Source organism: Rothia sp. HMSC065G12, from assembly GCF_001811455.1.
Lineage (GTDB): Bacteria > Actinomycetota > Actinomycetes > Actinomycetales > Micrococcaceae > Rothia > Rothia dentocariosa.
The window spans coordinates 15306-32934 of the sequence record NZ_KV804815.1 but is presented as its reverse complement, the minus strand read 5'-3'; the positions used below and the strand labels follow the sequence as shown (position 1 = coordinate 32934).

The 17629-nt window shown below is 51.9% G+C and carries 15 protein-coding genes and 1 tRNA gene; 6 read left to right on the top strand and 10 right to left on the bottom strand.

Annotation, left to right across the window (positions count from 1 at the left end; all coding sequences use genetic code 11):
• Nucleotides 1–83: 83 nt before the first annotated feature.
• The 3 genes from HMPREF2804_RS05460 (at nt 84) to glpK (ending at nt 4567) form a co-directional block, all read left to right on the top strand.
• A complete protein-coding gene (locus HMPREF2804_RS05460; RefSeq protein ID WP_070449470.1) occupies nt 84–1850 on the top strand; it encodes a glycerol-3-phosphate dehydrogenase/oxidase in 1767 nt (588 codons plus the stop codon).
• Between the two features lie 266 nt (nt 1851–2116).
• Nucleotides 2117–2908, top strand: coding sequence for an MIP/aquaporin family protein (locus tag HMPREF2804_RS05455; protein ID WP_070449468.1), 792 nt, complete (start codon nt 2117–2119; stop codon nt 2906–2908).
• A gap of 102 nt (nt 2909–3010) precedes the next feature.
• Nucleotides 3011–4567: a glycerol kinase GlpK gene (glpK, locus tag HMPREF2804_RS05450; protein WP_070449466.1), complete on the top strand. Its 1557-nt coding sequence runs from the start codon at nt 3011–3013 to the stop codon at nt 4565–4567.
• A gap of 203 nt (nt 4568–4770) precedes the next feature.
• Here the strand turns inward: glpK and HMPREF2804_RS05445 are convergent, their stop codons facing one another.
• The 3 genes from HMPREF2804_RS05445 to HMPREF2804_RS05435 form a co-directional block, all read right to left on the bottom strand.
• Nucleotides 4771–5403: an endonuclease III domain-containing protein gene (locus tag HMPREF2804_RS05445; protein WP_070449465.1), complete on the bottom strand. Its 633-nt coding sequence runs from the start codon at nt 5401–5403 to the stop codon at nt 4771–4773.
• A 203-nt stretch (nt 5404–5606) separates the two neighbouring features.
• Complete coding sequence (locus HMPREF2804_RS05440) at nt 5607–6047, bottom strand: hypothetical protein (RefSeq protein WP_048751994.1); 441 nt, start codon at nt 6045–6047, stop codon at nt 5607–5609.
• A 198-nt stretch (nt 6048–6245) separates the two neighbouring features.
• Nucleotides 6246–7223, bottom strand: coding sequence for a hypothetical protein (locus HMPREF2804_RS05435; protein WP_048751995.1), 978 nt, complete (start codon nt 7221–7223; stop codon nt 6246–6248).
• 194 nt (nt 7224–7417) lie between these two features.
• Here HMPREF2804_RS05435 and HMPREF2804_RS05430 point away from each other — a divergent pair, with 194 nt between their 5' ends.
• Nucleotides 7418–8011 carry a methylated-DNA--[protein]-cysteine S-methyltransferase gene (locus tag HMPREF2804_RS05430; RefSeq protein WP_048751996.1) on the top strand — a complete coding sequence of 198 codons (594 nt, stop codon included), beginning with the start codon at nt 7418–7420 and terminating at the stop codon, nt 8009–8011.
• Nucleotides 8012–8109: 98 nt separating this feature from the next.
• The gene (locus HMPREF2804_RS05425) at nt 8110–8814 is read left to right on the top strand and encodes a DNA-3-methyladenine glycosylase I (RefSeq protein WP_070627649.1); all 705 of its coding nucleotides are present in this window, start codon (nt 8110–8112) and stop codon (nt 8812–8814) included.
• 109 nt (nt 8815–8923) lie between these two features.
• On the opposite strand, the gene HMPREF2804_RS05420 is transcribed toward HMPREF2804_RS05425, so the two are convergent.
• From HMPREF2804_RS05420 to HMPREF2804_RS05410, 3 genes are all read right to left on the bottom strand, one after another.
• Entirely contained in the window at nt 8924–9319 is a 396-nt protein-coding gene (locus tag HMPREF2804_RS05420; RefSeq protein WP_070627647.1) for a DUF1304 domain-containing protein, read from the bottom strand.
• A 188-nt stretch (nt 9320–9507) separates the two neighbouring features.
• A complete protein-coding gene (locus HMPREF2804_RS05415) occupies nt 9508–11166 on the bottom strand; it encodes an L-lactate permease (protein ID WP_070627646.1) in 1659 nt (552 codons plus the stop codon).
• Nucleotides 11167–11783: 617 nt separating this feature from the next.
• A tRNA-Pro gene (locus tag HMPREF2804_RS05410) sits at nt 11784–11857 on the bottom strand.
• 290 nt (nt 11858–12147) lie between these two features.
• Between HMPREF2804_RS05410 and HMPREF2804_RS05405 the strand changes: the two genes are divergently transcribed.
• On the top strand, nt 12148–12747 hold the full coding sequence (locus tag HMPREF2804_RS05405; protein ID WP_041321726.1) for an NAD(P)H-dependent oxidoreductase: 600 nt from the start codon (nt 12148–12150) through the stop codon (nt 12745–12747).
• A gap of 93 nt (nt 12748–12840) precedes the next feature.
• Here the strand turns inward: HMPREF2804_RS05405 and der are convergent, their stop codons facing one another.
• From der to HMPREF2804_RS05385, 4 genes are all read right to left on the bottom strand, one after another.
• Complete coding sequence (der, locus tag HMPREF2804_RS05400) at nt 12841–14430, bottom strand: ribosome biogenesis GTPase Der (protein ID WP_070627644.1); 1590 nt, start codon at nt 14428–14430, stop codon at nt 12841–12843.
• 91 nt (nt 14431–14521) lie between these two features.
• Entirely contained in the window at nt 14522–15247 is a 726-nt protein-coding gene (cmk, locus tag HMPREF2804_RS05395) for a (d)CMP kinase (protein ID WP_070627642.1), read from the bottom strand.
• Between the two features lie 99 nt (nt 15248–15346).
• Nucleotides 15347–16483, bottom strand: coding sequence for a prephenate dehydrogenase (locus tag HMPREF2804_RS05390; protein WP_048752008.1), 1137 nt, complete (start codon nt 16481–16483; stop codon nt 15347–15349).
• Nucleotides 16483–17559, bottom strand: a complete 1077-nt coding sequence (locus tag HMPREF2804_RS05385) for a pseudouridine synthase (RefSeq protein ID WP_070627640.1) — start codon at nt 17557–17559, stop codon at nt 16483–16485. The genes HMPREF2804_RS05390 and HMPREF2804_RS05385 overlap by 1 nt, the downstream gene beginning before the upstream one ends.
• Between the last annotated feature and the right edge of the window lie 70 nt (nt 17560–17629).

Genomic DNA, 17629 nt, shown 5'->3' with positions numbered 1-17629 from the left:
CACCACTAGGTTTTACTTGAGAGCAATACGTCCTCGGTTCGGCATATAGTCCGGCCTCCATACTCACAAGAAGAAAGATACCTATGAGCTCTCAACAATTTGCGCAACTCTCGCACCTAACAACAGATTCCCGTGCACGTGCCCTAGCTGAGATGAGCAGCGGTACTGAACTTGATGTTCTGGTAATTGGCGGCGGCATTACTGGTGCCGGTATTGCCCTTGATGCGGCGACTCGCGGCCTACGTACGGGTATTGTGGAGGCCGGAGACTGGGCTGCGGGCACCAGCGCTTGGTCCTCAAAACTTATTCACGGTGGCCTACGTTACCTCTATAACCTAGATTTCAAACTCGTAACCGAGGCTCTCAAGGAACGCGGTCTGTTACTCGAAAAAATTGCACCTCACCTTGTACACGCGCAGCCCTTTTTGTGGCCATTGAAGACACCGGTCATTGAGCGCTCCTATTCCGCTATCGGTATTGGCATGTACGATGCTCTCGCATACTTCGGTTCGCGTGGCAAAAAGGGAGTTCCTTCGCAGCGTCACTTTACAAAAAAGGGCACCAAAACAGTCTTCCCAGATATCAAAGACTCCGCTTTTACCGGCGCTATTCAGTTCTACGATGCCCGTGTAGATGATGCCCGCCTGGTCGTTGATGTTGTTCGCACCGCCAGCGGTTATGGTGCCCTGGCTGCCTCACGTACCCAGGTGGTGGGTATTGATAAAGACACCTCTGGCAAGGTGGTAGGTGCGCGACTGGCAGATCTTGAAAGCGGACAGGAACTCACGGTCAAAGCCAAGCACATTATTAACGCCACCGGGGTCTGGACCGAAGAATCCGAATCTCTGGCAAACCCGGATGCCGGTCTTGAAGTACTCGCTTCTAAGGGTATTCACATTGTCGTGCCGCGTGATCGTATCCAGGCTACCAGCGGTATTTTCACGAAAACCGAAAAATCAGTGCTTTTCATTATTCCGTGGCAACGCTATTGGATTATTGGCACGACCGACACACCATATACCGAGGACCGCGAGCGCCCCGTGGCAACACGCCAGGATATTGATTACGTGCTGGAACAAGCGAACAAACTGATTGCTAACCCGTTGACCCACGACGACATCATCGGTACCTATTCGGGGCTGCGCCCCCTCTTGCAGCCGAAGGTTAAAGGTGATGGTGCACAGTCCACCAAGGTGTCTCGTGAGCATACTGTTACGGAAGTTTCCCCCGGTATGAGTGCCATTGCTGGCGGCAAACTGACTACCTACCGCGTAATGGCGGCGGATGCGGTTGATTTTGCACTCGGTGATCGTGCTCAGGAACGTCCGTCGGTGACAGAGACTATCGCGCTGGTAGGCGCCGAGGGATATCGCGCTATTGAGGCGGGCCGTGGCCGTTACGCGCAACGCTATGGTTGGGATGAAGACCGTATTACCCATCTGCTGGAACGCTATGGCGCGCAGATTGAAGATCTTGGTGCGCTTATTGATGCTGATCCGGATCTTGGCGAACCTCTTAAACATGCACCGCAGTTCTTACGCGCCGATGTCGTGTTCGCTCTTCGCTACGAAGGGGCCCTGCACCTCGAGGATGTACTGGTTCGCCGCGTGCGTCTAGACCTTGAACAGCGTGATCGCGGGTTGGCTGCGGCCCCTGAGATCCTTGAGATTATGCGATCCGAACTCAACTGGGATGATGCGAAGGTCGCGCGCGAACTTGCACTCTACACCGAACGGGTAAAAGCTATTCGCGAGGCAGAGTCCACTTCTACCGATGCTGAGGCGTCTGCCAAGATTGTGGCTGTAGACCCGGTGGCTCCCCGCAGGAAACTCAGCGTGCAACATCACTAAAACTTGTGCGAAGCTCAGAGTTTCGCTCAATACAGCCGCAGGATACGGCCTTTATCGTTGCCGTATCCTGCATGGTATGCCTGTTTGATTTAGTATTTTTCCAGCAGGCACACCACCCATAATTTTGGAATCCTACGATATGTTGTATTCCGTGGGATTCCTCTACCTCACAAACGCACCGTCATAGCGCATCCGCAATGGCGCGACCGGGCTACACTGTAACGTGCCTTAGGGCGGATGTCTTGTACGGCGACGAAAGGAAAAATATGTCTCTCTTGGCTGCAACCATTCCCGTACAGGCGGTAAGCCTGCTGGTGGGAGATAATGGTGTTGCTACCCATCTTGGGCTTTTTGCTTCCGAGCTCTTTGGAACGTTCATTTTGATTCTTCTGGGCGCTGGCGTGGTCGCCGGTGTCTCACTCCCCAAATCATATGCGAAGGACGCCGGATGGGTTGTCATTACTTTTGCTTGGGGGTTTGCGGTTTTTGCGGCCGTTTATCTTTCTGGACCTTCGGGTGCGCATCTTAACCCGGCGGTTACCCTTGGTTTAGCGGCGGCCGGTAAAGATTTGGCTAAGGGTGTTCCAGCAACTCCAGAAAACATTGTGATCTATATTGTGGCGCAGATTCTTGGGGCTTTCCTAGGTGCTGTTGCCGCGTTCTTAGCCTATAAGAAGCACTTTGATGAAGAGCCCGGTAATCGTCTGGGTATCTTTGCGACCGGTCCCGCGATCAAGTCTTATGGCTGGAACCTGGTGACGGAGATTCTGGGTACCTTCGTACTTGTTGGCTGGGTCGTTGCCTCCGGGCAGACTCCCTCCGGCTTGGGTCCGTTGGCTGTGGCACTTATTGTGGTAGCTGTCGGTATGAGTCTAGGTGGACCTACTGGGTACGCTATCAACCCTGCGCGTGATCTTGGCCCTCGTATGGCCCATGCTGTTCTGCCTATTCGCGGTAAGGGCGGCTCGAACTGGGCATATTCCTGGGTTCCGATTCTGGGCCCCATCATCGGTGGCGTATTGGCTGGCTTGAGTGTGCCTGCAGTCTTGGGATTCTAGAAACCACTACACAGGTTAAAGATATTTTGGTGAGTGGGCATAACCCATTATTCCTTGTTATGGCGCGGTCATGCGCCCCCAACCATTTAAGTGAGGTTACTCATGACTACTTCCTTGCATTCGGCAACTTTGGATGTTGAACGTAAATACATTATGTCTATCGACCAGGGCACCACCAGTTCCCGAGCTATCCTTTTCGATAAGGCGGGCAAGATCGTTTCTGTGGGTCAGCTTGAGCACGAGCAGATTTTCCCCAAGGCAGGCTGGGTTGAGCACAACCCCGTTGAGATTTGGGATAACGTGCGTAAAGCCGTTGCAATGGCGATGGCAAACGGTGAGGTAAACCATCACGAGATTGCTGCAGTGGGCATCACCAATCAGCGTGAGACCACAGTGGTGTGGGATAAAAACACTGGTGAGCCGGTCTATAACGCAATTGTCTGGCAGGATACCCGCACCCAAGAGATTGTCGATGAACTTGCTGGCGATGACGGTGTGGGTAAGTACCATGACATCGTGGGCTTGAATCTCTCAACCTATTTCTCAGGGCCCAAGATTAAGTGGATTCTTGATAACGTTCCCGGCGCTCGTGAACGTGCCGAACGCGGTGATCTACTTTTTGGCAACACCGACAGCTGGGTGGTGTGGAACCTGACCGGCGGCGTTGATGGCGGTGTACATGTAACCGACGTTACGAATGCATCCCGCACTTTACTCATGAACATTCGTACTCTTGAGTGGGATCCGCAGATCGCTGCAGATATGGGCATTCCCATGAGTATGCTCCCCGAAATCAAGTCTTCATCTGAGGTCTACGGCTATGGTCGCCCCACCGGTCTGATGCGCGGCACACCCATTGCCGGTATTCTTGGCGATCAGCAGGCGGCAACCTTCGGACAGGCTTGCTTTGAGAAGGGCATGGCGAAGAACACCTACGGCACCGGTAACTTCATGCTGATGAACACCGGAAATGAGCCTGTGTTCTCAGATAACGGTCTTCTGACGACCGTGGCGTATAAGATTGGGGAAGCTGACCCCGTTTATGCCCTAGAGGGTTCGGTCGCGATGAGCGGTTCGCTAATTCAGTGGCTCCGCGATAACCTGGGCATGCTCACCAACGCCTCTGATTCCGAAGCACTAGCAACCTCGGTTGAGGATTCGGGCGGTTGCTATGTGGTTCCTGCATTCTCGGGCCTGTTTGCACCGCACTGGCGTTCAGATGCGCGCGGCGTGATCGTGGGCTTAACCCGCTATGTAAACAAGGCCCATATTGTGCGCGCGGCGTTGGAGGCAACCGCTTTCCAGACCCGCGAGGTGTTGGACGCGATGAACGCCGATTCCGGTGTGAAGCTTTCCGAGCTGCGTGTGGATGGCGGTATGACCGCAAACGAGTTCCTGATGCAGTTCCAGGCAGATATTCTGGGGGTTCCGGTGATCCGTCCGAAGGTTATTGAGACTACTGCGTTGGGTGCCGCCTACGCAGCCGGTATTGCGGTCGGTTTCTGGGACGGCGAGAAAGACGTTGTCGAAAACTGGGCTGAGGATAAGCGGTGGCTGCCTGCCATGGAGCAGTCCGAGGTAGACCGCCAGTACCGCCTCTGGAAGAAGGCCGTGGCCCGTACCCTCGACTGGGTGGATGAGGACGTACCGACTTCCTAAGAATTTTCTTCGTACATAAAGCCCGCACTCTTTTGCGTAAAACGCACAGCACCGCTGTTCGAGATATGCAAAAGAGTGCGGGCTTTATATTCTTACTGTATCCTGTACATTTTGCCGCATATCGTACGCTTCTACCCTACGAAATTGCAGGAAAATGTACGGGGTAATTACAGCACGTGTCTATATCAGGTATGAGAAGAACCCTAGTTACCAGCAATAGCAGGCCAATAGGTTTGCCATCCTCCCGCGGTTCGGGCCGCTTTGCCTGCTTGGACGATTAACCCATGTAACAGTGCATACTCTTCAACGCTCAATACTTCAGAACGGATGCGTTCATCGCACGCTTTACGTGCTTGCGCATAGGTGGTGTAATCTCCCCATCCAGCCGCTGCGAGAAGCCTGCGCGCATAAGCATCGTAAATAAACACACCTCGGTGGTAGGCATACAGCAAAATATCGTCAGCGGTTTCCTCACCTACGCCCTTCACCCCGAGCAACGATGCTCTCAACTGTGCATCACCCATGGATTCAGCAAGGGTATCAGTAGTGAGGAACCAATCGGTGACGGTTTGCAGATAGACGGTTTTAGTGCGCCAATATCCTGAGGGTCGGATCGCGTCTTGCACCACAGCCGAATCAGCTGCAGCAAGTGTTTCAGGAGTGAGGAGGTTGAGGGTACGCAGGTTTGCCAATGCGGTTTCGGTGTTCGTCCACGTGGTATTTTGCACCAATACTGCGCCTACCAGGATCTCGAACTTTGTTTCGGCTGGCCACCACACACCCACATCAGGAATCGCGCGCTGGAGCACCGTCATCATCTGGCGCATCGATTCCATAACAGACCCTTCCAATAGATTTTCGCGTAACCCATGGTGCATCTGAAATCATAAAAGAGTTCAATTTCAGCACCTTCACACTTGATATGGATTGAAAACCAGCAATCTCTATTCGGAATCTGAGCTCTCTCTTCTTACAGCGTTGGCAGACTACGCCGTCGAGTAGTTGGGCGACCCAAGACAAGATAAATGCTATTCGAATTTTAAGAGACAACTCTAGCCATCCAAGTACGAAGCATAGGAATCTCGTTCGGGGCAACCGTTGCGATAATGCGTTCACAATCTGCACTAGTTAAAGCTAAATAATCTTCTGGGACATGATATGCATCTCTGAGTTCTCCTGCATACACACCTGGGAAACCACCGCCCATCAGAAAAGGTGGCCCATTATCACCAATAAGCACGTGATCAGGATCAGTGTCTAACATGGTCAACGCACGGTCATAGAACTCATACCCACCAATAACAACGGTCTCTTGGCTGGTCTCAAACTGTATATCTATATAATAAACCGGGGCAAAAAATAGCCGCTTGTGTTTACGAGCATCAGGACTGATACTCACGCGCATCGTCGAAAGCGGGAGAACCAGCACGCTCTGAGAATAGTCTCTGGCTTCCTGCTCGCTAGAAAAACGTATGGGCATCTACGCACTCCCTTCAGCACTGCGCATGTCTAGGGTATCAAACCTATCGAAAAAGCAGTCAGCGTCTCAGATGATTAGGTGATACGCCTAGAAGGATAGAAATATCCCGTACACTTTGCCGCATCTTCGTAGGGTAAAAGCGTACGATATGCAGGAAAGTGTACGGGATACGAGTCTATCATCGCAGGATTCGCAGGGTTAACTAGAGATGCCCTCAGGTTCTTCAAGCATCTCTGCACGTAGTTTTGCATCACGTTTACGCACGCGACGAGCATTGTATTTATGCCCTACGGGGTAGAAAAAATAAAGTCCCACAAGAATAAAGAGAGAAATCATCATAATACTCGTGAATATTCCAGAGAAAACTCCGGCGCTCCCCTTTTCTGCAATATCTTTTGCAATATTGTTCATGACCGATCCTGGCAGAGTCATTCCGCACAGAACGTAAAGACAAAATTGCCACCATTGGTAACGCACAAAATTTCTACGGAGAGCATAGGTAACAGCGGATTGCAATTCGGTATATCGCATTCTGAGGTTTTGCGGTGCCCGCTGAATATCCTGAATGCGCCTTAGTGCCTTGGACGCTTCAAGAGCGGCTTCGTAGGAAACGAAAACCGGCTTACCCTCAAGCTCAATTGCGTGTGCCTCAGCAGCGCGCAAAAACAGGCTGGTCTGCGCATCAGCCAGAGAGGAATCGTCCTGTCCCTGCCGTCGCTTATGCGCGCTAACCGTCATGTTCTCAGCGGTATCGAATAACTTTGCGCGAGCCGATACATAGTTAGGTTCTAAGGGGTTCAACTCAATGAGTTCCCCATAACGATCGATCGCAGTTGCAATATGTCCCAGATCGACGGCAATAGCTGCTTCAAGTTCTAGAGCTTCCTCGTAGGTTACGGGAAACCCGGAATTGTATGCCAATCGTCGACGTGCTTGGATAACATTAAAATATGCGGTATTAAGTTCCCCTCTATACCGTTGAGCGCAAGCTAGTCCATATAAACCTACCGGGTCTTCAGGTGCTAAAACGTTGAGTTTTTGCGCAGCGAAATAAAGATTTATGTCATCACTATCATCAAGATAGTCAAGAACTAAATTACGCCAGTAATCTAGGTTTGGCACCGAATGTACGGTATGCGCGCCCACAGTTTTTTGCGGGTAAGTCAAGGAAGTCATCTTTGGGTCCCGAACATATAAGTGAAAGAGTGAGTATGTAAGTTTTATTTTACCCAAAATAACTAAAAAATTTAAAAACAACTATGTATTTTATATCATATTTTTATATAATAATATGCAATGTAAAGTTTTTCTACGTCATGTTTTCGCGGCAGAGTTTATGATTAAGGAAGTAAAAACACAAAGGAGCTGTCATGAGCGAGAAGAAACTTAAAGCACCACAAGAACTCATTAACAACACAGCAAAACGCTGGCACAGCCTCATCGACAGCCCAGTAGGACGCCTTTATCTTGCAGCAAGCACCAAAGCTCTTACCGGGCTTTGGTATGAGGAACAGACACATTTTCCTATACCAGACGAGCTCGGTGAGTTTATTCCAGACCCCTCGGCAATCGCTGCAAACAGCGAGCCAGCGCCTGCAGCGAGCATCCTTAAGCACACCACTCGCGAACTGCAGGAGTATTTCGCCGGCAAACGTACAACCTTCACAATTCCTTTAGCGCCTGAGGGAACAGATTTTCAGCTCATGGTATGGGAATATTTATGTTCAGTCCCCTACGGATACACCACAACCTACGGAACCATCTCACATGCCGTGGGGCCAGGCGCACCCGCACAGGCGGTCGGACAAGCTGTTGGGCACAATAAAATTTCAATCATCATCCCTTGCCATCGCGTTTTGGGGTCTAATGGCAAGCTCACCGGCTACGCAGGCGGGCTCGACCGCAAACAATTCCTTCTCGACCTCGAAGAACCTGCAGAAATTCGCGAGGGTCGACTCTTTTAGGCTCTCGACTATTTTATCGAAATAATATTCTATATTTGCCTTCCAACTGAATCTCTATATACTATACTAGTATATATTTACGATATTAGGAGGTGGCCATGTCGTCAGATGATTCTGCGAACGCTGTCGCTTCTGGCAAAGTCGAAACGAGCGCAGACCGAAAATATCCTGCTTGGGTACGTCATGATCTTGAACGCGACTACTACGATAAGGAGTGGGGCATACCTATCACCCATGAAACCGGGGTGCTTGAACGGGTTTGTCTCGAAGGGTTTCAGGCCGGTCTTTCATGGTATACGGTCTTAGTCAAAAGGCCAGTGTTTCGGGAAGTCTTTGCCAACTTTCTTCCTGAAAAGCTTGCAGCATTTACAGACGATGATGTTGAACGATTGCTCCACGATAAACGTATCATTCGGAATAACCTCAAGATTCGTGCCACTATCTCAAATGCGCGCCTAACTCTTGACCTACGCGAGCGTGCAGCTGCTGGAGACGAGTCATTAGCAGGATTTTACCTCCCAAACGGGTTATGGGTTGAACCTGGTTTACCCGCTTTTATCTGGTCTTTCCTTCCCGAAAGCACTATTACTCCGAAAACTCTTGAGGAGGTTCCTACGCAAAATGATGTCTCTGCAGCTATGTCGAAAGCATTCAAGAAGCTCGGAGGCAAATTTTTGGGTCCAACCAGCTGTTACGCCTTAATGAGTGCCGTTGGTATGGTGGATGCGCACCTACTGGACTCACACCGGCGTGGATCATCAGGATTATTCACTCCCGAAGGAGAACTGCGCCGGGGCTCATAGATATAAAGGGTTTTGGTTAAAACGAAGAGATTCCTGCCTCGCCTGCTGAAAGGCGAAAGCAGAAACCTCTACTGTGTGGCTAGTTGGGTCTTGTTTTTAAAGCCCTGCGTTATGACACCATCGTGAAAAGCAATATGAGAGATAGGATTGGCGGCACACACTGGATAAGCGCAGGTTTACGCTTATCCGGTGAGGTCGAGAAGAGATAAATTCCCGCGACGGCCATCGAACCTAGACCGGCAAACATGAGGGCGATGCCAACTTGAGGCAGACCACCAACCCAGAACGCTAACAGGCCGGTTGCTGCAATCCAGGCCAGCATGAGATTGTAGAGCCCTTGATTTGCAGCCATTTCTTTGGAGGCTTCGGCAAATTCTTCCGTGGTACCGAAGGTATTCCGACCCCGAGGTTTAGTCCACAGGAAAGTCTCAAGAATCCAGATATACACATGAATAGCGATGGACACGAATGCGAAGACCGTGACGACGCTTGCCAAGGTAGACATTGTTATTTCCTCTTTCTCGAAGGTAGTTCGGTAAATCAAGCACCAATTTTACTATCTCATCGTCATAATCCGTAAGACAGCCAAGGCTCAAGGATAAACAAGAGGAACCTCCTCCCACCTACATACAAAATACGCCAGCTCATACCTCGTTCGAGGCACAAGACTGGCGCATTCGGGGGGGGTATGTGCTAGTGGACGACGAGCGACAGCAGGTATACCCACACGCAGGTCAGCCCCAACAAAATGGCGCTGTACTTGATCGCCATTGAGGTGATCTTCGACTCCTGCCCGGAGCTTTCCACAGCAGCGGCCGCAATAGCTATAGACTGCGGCGAAACGATCTTCGCCATCACGCCGCCTGCGGTATTTGATGCCACCAGCAGGGTGGGGTTCACGCCAATCTGGTGCGCGGTGGTCGATTGCAGACCCGCGAAGAGAATATTGTTGTTAACCACAGACCCGGTCACAAAAACGCCGATCCAGCCGATAATCGGCGAGAAGAGCGGGAAGAATGTACCCACCGTCGCAACGGCCAGTGCGATGGAAGAGATCATACCTGCATAGTTCATCACGTTAGCAACTGACATCACGAGGCAAATCATAATGATGGGCGTCTGCAGCTGTTTCCAAGCACCGCCCAGCTCTTCGAAAGCGGCCTTCCAGCTGATGGAGGAGAACAGCACGGTAATAATAACAGCCACAAGGATCGCGGTACCCGAGGCTCCCAGAATATTCCAGGTGAAGACGGCTTTCACAGGGGTCGGGTTTTTAGCGATAGGAGCCACCTGCTCGATCGCCCCATGAATACCAGGAACATTGACAAGGATATTAGTGAAACCTAGGGGACCATCGCTCTCCCCTGCTTTAGCTGCTTTAGCGAATACCGGTTTTAGGACCGTAGACCAGAGCAGAATTGCGACGGACAGGTAGATGAATGGGCTCCAAGCCTTGAATATTTCACCGGAGGTATGCTTGGTCTCGCCTTGTGCTTGCACTTCCTCCAGGGAGGGAGCAGTAGGCTCACGGAAAATATGCTTGGGTTGCCATGCGCGCATGATGAGAGCCAAAACGATCAATGATAGAAGCGGCGGAATAATATCAACCAGCTCAGGGTTTCCCAAGGTCAGTAGCAGCAGGGATTGTCCGCCAGAGTAAACGGCACCAACGATCAGAGCCACCAAGCCGGTTTCGCGTAACCCGCGTATCCCGTCTTGGATAACGACCATGAGCACTGGGATAAGCATCGCAAAAATCTGCAACACAGGAACCATATTTGCCGATAATTCGGCCAGAGGAATACTGCCTTTCTCGGCGCCGGTGCTGACCGGAATACCGATAGCACCGTATGCACCGGATGAAACGTTAGCAACCAGCGCGAACATTGCGGCCTTGAGCGGGTTAAACCCGAGGCTGACCAGCAAAGCCGCACAAATTGCGATCGGAATACCGAACCCTGCCGCGCCTTCGAGAAATCCACCGAAACAGAATGCGATCAGCAGCATCTGGATACGCTGGTCAGTGGAGATGGCCGAGATAGAGGAGCGAACAATGTCGAAGTGACCGGAACGCACTGTAATGCGGTATAGCCACACCGCCATGAGCACGATCCAGCCGATAGGCCATAGACCAGCCAAGAAACCATAAAGGATTGAGCCCGCTCCAGCGCCTACTGGCAGCCCAAATACGAAGATTCCGATACCGAGTGCGAGTGCGAGAGAAATAATCGCCGCTTTGATACCGCTGAGTTTGAGAATGGTTAGTCCAAGGAGGAAGAAGACAATGGGGATTACCGCTACTAGTGCTGAGAGCATAGTGGAATTGAGCGGGTCATATACCTGCTGCCACATGGTTTTTCCTTTCCGCGACATACGCGGTTCTTAGTGGTCACTGCGTACCGCTAATGTGGATTAACGTGGGTTCATGAACTTTTACCCAAGATCCACGGTTGCGATTCTGTGGTTTTTGGCTATGAAAGCCAGTGTGTGCGGATGTTGCTTCCACACTGCGCTACCAATACCTCTTTGTAGTGTCAAGGAATTTACCTTGGCAGACCAGCTGTAGACACCTCATCCACTCCAAAATATACCACTATCGACAGAATAATTCGCAAGTATTCCCACTCAAAGACAGGAACATCATAGTTGTACTTTCACCTAAAGCGTATTCTTGCCTAGTGAAAGCCATAATATGCAAAGCATACGAATCGAGACAAAAAACGATATTGATTCGCGAAATAATCTATCCAAGGAGGAGCTTGCAGCGACATCGCCCTCACAGATCTAAAGAATGTTCAGATGCGGTAAAAAAATACGAGAGTAGCAGCTCAATAACCAAGACGGGGATTACCCGTACCACGGCAGAGCTTAACAAAAAACGGCGTTGTAGACAGAAAACAGCGATATACGATAAATCCAATATAAAAACGCTCCAATCGATAGTTTTACCGATTAGAGCGTCTTCTACGTCGGGTTGACAGGATTTGAACCTGCGACCCCTTGACCCCCAGTCAAGTGCGCTACCAAGCTGCGCCACAACCCGATGTACATCACACTATTATGTACCGTGTTTCCAGGAAATCCCTGCGAACACTCGAATAACTATACCCCAGGTTCTCACCCCGTGCAACTTAGAAAACGCGAAAATACTGGATTTTTCGCTGCCGCTCAATATATATTCCACGCAGACGACTAAGGGAACTTTGAGAACATAGCGTCTCTTCAGAATGCTTGGATTCCTGCCAAAGCCCTGCTTGCATATGGGCTACTGCGATGACAGTGTTAAAACACACTGACTCTTCACAGACGCTACAGACTTTTAGAGAGGGCATCATGAAAAACCTCATTATTTTCGATCATCCCTACACTGCCGAGGCTTGGCGTAATATCCCCCATCAGCGGTCTTTTTGCGCTGCCCTGTGCAAGAATATAACCGATAAACTTGAGGCACGCGGCGACGAGGTCGATCTTCTTGATCTACATGCCGATGGTTTCGACCCGGTCATGCGAGCAGAAGATCTTGCTAACTGGCGTCGTGGTAATCCCATCACTAACCAGATAGCGGACTATCAGGCGCGTGTAAAATCCGCAGATCGCTTGATCTTTATCTTCCCTATCTGGTGGGATTCTATGCCCGCTATGACCAAGGGCTTTATCGATAAAGTCTACGCCAAAGATCTGCTGTACACACAGCCCAGCGAATACCGGCTTGTTACTACGCTGAATCACGATACCGAAATCGTTCTTGTAACCCCGCTCGGTATGCCCTTGCCCATATACAAATACATCATGCGAGCGCCCGCCGTCAGAATTTTCAAACAGAGTATTTTCCGGAAGACCGGGATCAAAAATTTCCGCTGGCTTCCTTATGCGCGGGTAGACAAAATGACAGCTGAACAACGCGCCCAGTTACTCGCAAACGTACCTTTTTAGATGAGCGCGACGAATTAGCCAAGGGAAGCATAAGCACCCCACCAAAGATATAAAGGGTGGGGTAGTTATGCTCGTTCACGTTTGGGTAGCACGTTAGCGTTTGCGTGAGCCTTTGCCACCCTTTTTCGCTTTGCCTCCCTGACGATCCCCGAGGGAGCGACGTTCGCGTACGCGCATCGAAATTTCGATCGGCGTACCTGTGAACTCAAAGGTTTCACGCAGGCGACGCGTGATAAAACGCCGATATCCCGGGTCTAAGAACCCGGTTGTAAAGAGCACAAACTTCGGCGGGCGTGAAGACACCTGTGTACCGAACAGAATGCGCGGCTGCTTACCACCACGCAGCGGATGGGGATGCGCCGCCGCCAATTCGCCTAAGAAAGCGTTCAGTCGCCCGGTTGGAATACGCGAATCCCAGGATTCCAGCGAGCGTTCCAGGGCGGGAACCAGCTTATCTTTATGCCAGCCGGTTTTTGCCGAGATATTCACGCGCGGAGCCCATTTCACATGTGCCAGGTCGCGGTCAATTTCGCGTTCGAGCATATCGCGGCGTTCCTCATCGAGGGTATCCCATTTGTTGAAAGCCAGCACCATGGCGCGACCGGAGTCGATCGTGGTCTGAATGATGCGCACATCCTGCTCGCTCAGCGGTTCAGAAACATCCAGAAGTACGACTGCTACTTCGGAGCGTTCCAGGGCTGTCTGAGTGCGAAGTGAGGAATAAAATTCGGCGCCTTTCGCCATATGCTGGCGACGGCGAATGCCCGCCGTATCGATGAATCGCCACGGGTAGCCGCCCAACTCAATAACCTCATCAATAGGGTCGCGTGTAGTACCCGCGAGATCGTTCACGACGGCACGTTCGGAACCCGCTAGTTTGTTCAGCAGCGAGGATTTGCCCACATTGGGGCGACCGATAAGTGCCACACGGCGCGGTCCGCCCGGTGCCTCCGGCTGCGCATACTGGGAGTGCTCGGGCATAACCTCTAGAAGCTCGTCGAGGGCATCCGCCAGGCCACGACCGTGCAAACCCGAAACAGGGAAGGGCTGTCCCATACCCAGCGACCACAGGCTGTAGATTTCCGGTTCCAGGTGGGAATCATCGATCTTATTTGCCATCAGAATGATAGGCTTCTTGACACGGCGAAGCATACGCACGATCTGTTCGTCTGAGGCGGTAATTCCCACGCGTGCGTCCACAACGAGGATGACAACATCGGCCTGCTCAACCGCAATCTCTGCCTGATCCGCTACCTGCGCGTCAATACCACGAGCATCGGACTCCCAGCCGCCGGTATCGACGAGGGTAAAGCGTTTGCCAACCCATTCGGCTTTATAGGAGACGCGGTCGCGAGTCACGCCCGGCTTATCTTCTACCACGGCTTCCCGACGCCCCAGAATGCGGTTAATAATGGTGGATTTTCCCACGTTGGGGCGCCCCACGATAGCTACTACAGGATCGGCGAATTGTTCGTTTTCTTCGTCAAAGTCGAAGCCCCAAGCACCAAGAAGGGCACGGTCTTCTTCATCAAGGTCATAGTCGTCGAGTCCTTCCAGAAGAGCCTGCGCACGCGCTTCTGCGGTTTCGTCGTCAATATCGGCTAAACGTTCGGTGAGGTCATCTTCTCCGCCGCCTAGGTATTTGTCTTCGTAGTCATCGCGGGTAGCGTCGTTCTCAGCCATGCGCCGTCCTTTCTTCTGCGCGAACGCCAGCTTAAGGCTTGTCCTAGCAGCTTTAATTTCTCACTAGTATGTTCGCTGTCTTTCAAGTATTTTATGCGGTCTCGGTCCCTGCAGAGGCATCCCGTGATGCCTGTCGTTTTGCCTTCACCTGCGCATTAACAGCATTAATAACTGCTGATACGGTCTCGTTAAAATCCAAATCCGAGCTGTCTACCAGGGCTACACCGGGAGCGGCTTCCATAAAATTATTCACTTTAGAATCTTGGGTATCGCGTTCAGAGATCTGCTGCGTAAGGTCGCCGGACTCCCCTGATTTTTCGGTGTTCTCTAGTCCACGGCGTGCCATGCGCACCTCTTCCGATGCGGTTAGCAGTATGCGTGCATCCGCATCCGGTGCCACCACGGTTGTAATATCTCGCCCCTCCGCCACAATACCGTTGACCGCGTGGTTGATCGTCCAGCGTTGTAGCTCGATGAGGTATTCACGAACGGCAGGCACAGAAGCTACGGCAGAGACCGCACCAGAAATTCGTTCAGTGCGGATTTCCTCGCGAATATCGGTGGTGCCCATCAAAATTTCTTCTTCATTGATATTGGTTCCGAAGACGAGCGGCATCTCTCGCACAGCTTTCCCGATAGCGTCTTGGTCAGCAAGATCAATATCGAGTTGAAGTACACGATAGGTTGCGGCACGATACATAGCGCCTGTGTCTAGATACGCTAACCCAAAATGGCGTGCGACTTCTTTTGAGACCGATGATTTTCCAGAACCTGACGGTCCATCGATCGCGATCGTAAGTTTAGGGTTCTCATGCATAACATTACTTTCTGTCTGCGAGGGGTCCCGCATGTTGAGTGTCAAAATAATCTTGAATATCCAGGCTTACGGGGGGGGGTAACTGCTGAAGAACGCCAGCTATTTTACGACTTTCCAGCCTCGTTCCGTGAGCCCGTCTACCAAATAGTCGTGTTTTGCCGGGTTTACCGAGACCTCAGCCATGCCGACGGGCGCGCCCGTGGAGTGCTCCAGCCGCAAATCTTCAAGGTTAACCCCTAAGTCACCAATATCTGCCAGCATCCGGGCCAAAGTTCCGGGCTCATCATCAACCAAAACGGTGAGGGTCGCAAAAGCCGTCGGAACTCCGCCGTGTTTACCGGGGATGCGCGCCACACCGGCGTTGCCTTCGCTCATCAGCTGCGCAAGATCAAGCCTGGCGCCCGATGCCGAAGGATCTTCCAATGTTTCAATCAGACGGTTTAAATCTTCTCGCACACCATAGAGGCTCTTCACGATAGGCGCTGCGTTCGCCGCAAAAATCTGCACCCAGAGTGCGGGGTCGGAAGCAGCGATGCGGACCGTATCGCGAAGCCCTTGCCCCGCTAAACCAAGCGCATATAAGGGAGTTTCCTGCAGCCGAGTCGCTAGCAGGGAACTCATAGCCTGCGGCAGATGTGAAATCAACGCAACCGTTTCGTCGTGTTCTTCAGCGCTAAGAGTCGTCACGAAAGAGCCAAGCTCTACCGCAAGGGCGCGCACTAATCGCACGCACTCGATACGTGCATCGTCATGTTCGCAGATAATCCAGGGACGCGCCTGAAAAAGCTCCCCACGCGCCGCAACCGGGCCGGTCTTTTCACGCCCAGCCATCGGGTGCGAACCAACGTATCGTGAAGCATCAGCATCAGAGGCGAGTACCTGCTCTAAAGGCTGTACTTTAACGGAGGCAATGTCGGTCACGGTAGCGCCCGCATATCCGGGGCTAGGCGCATACTCCCGCAATGCCTGTATGCAAAGCTTTCCGGCTATATCCGGCGGAGAAGCCACAACTACCAGCTGCGGGGCGAAAGACTCACGCTCATCGGGCTCAAGGGTATCGAGCCGGGTTCCTGCCCCAATATCTTCGGCGACGGCTTCAACGGTGGGCGAAATATCCTGCAGATAAACTTCAAGCCCCGCAGCACGCAAACCTAGCCCGATAGATGCGCCCAATAGGCCAGCCCCTACCACGAGGACCGGTCCTTCCAGCATGGGGGTCATAGTTGTTTCTGTCATTACATCTCCACCGAAGCAAGCAGATGCCCAATTTCGACTTTAGAAAGATTACGAACAGTCCCCTGCTTCTGCGATCCGATACGAATGGGGCCCATCTGCACACGAACAAGTTTCTCCACAGGGTACCCCACGGCTTCAAAGAGGCGGCGCACAATACGATTCTTGCCCGAGTGAATGGTCACTTCAATCAGCACATGGCCGGGCGCCGAATCCACAAGTTTAAAAGAGTCCACCCTCGATACGCCGTCTTCAAGGCGAATACCTTTCTTTAGCTCAGCGCCAATACCTGATTCTACTGGACCGCGCACCTGCACCAGATACGTTTTGGGTACCTCATACGAAGGATGTGTTAAACGGTTTGCGAGCTCGCCGTCGTTAGTAAGAAGCAGCAGACCCTCGGTTTCCACGTCTAATCGTCCCACATGGAAAACACGCTCATTCATAGAGTCACGTAGAAAATCTTTAATGCAGGGGCGGCCATCGGGGTCTTCCATCGTGGAAACGACGCCAGCAGGTTTATTGAACGCCATGTAGATGAGCTTCTCGTTAGTCTGCACGGTCATACCATCAACCTGCACAATCACATCGGCAGGATTAACACGCACCCCCAGCTCGGTCACGACCTCACCGTTAACGGTCACTCGTCCTTCCGTGATCATCTCTTCACATACACGACGCGATGCAACACCTGCCTGCGCCATCAATTTTTGCAGGCGTACACCGTCGTGATCATAGAAATCAAAATGATCCACAGGCGCATTACGGGGACGGCGTGGGCGATGTGGCCCAGAGTAGTTATTTACCCTGTATTCACCGCGCTCATGTGGGAAAGCTTCACCGGAACGATAGGGGCGATGCGGCGCCCGCCTATCCCGCTTGGAAGCACCCGCACCGTGGCTACGCGCGGCGCGTGGAGACCCTGATGTACCGGCTTTAGGCTTTCCGCCGCCTGATGAAGTTTTGCCGCTAAATTTACCGCCTCGGGTTGAGGATCTAGCGCCCACGCCATTACGTTTCACGCCAGGTCGAGGTTTCCGCGACCCGGGGTTTTTACCGCGAGAGTTTCCATATGTCATAGTCTTATTCCTTATGTCGTTCGCCTGAAGTTTTCACAAGATTTTGGTGCCCGCCGCTTCCTAGATTTAG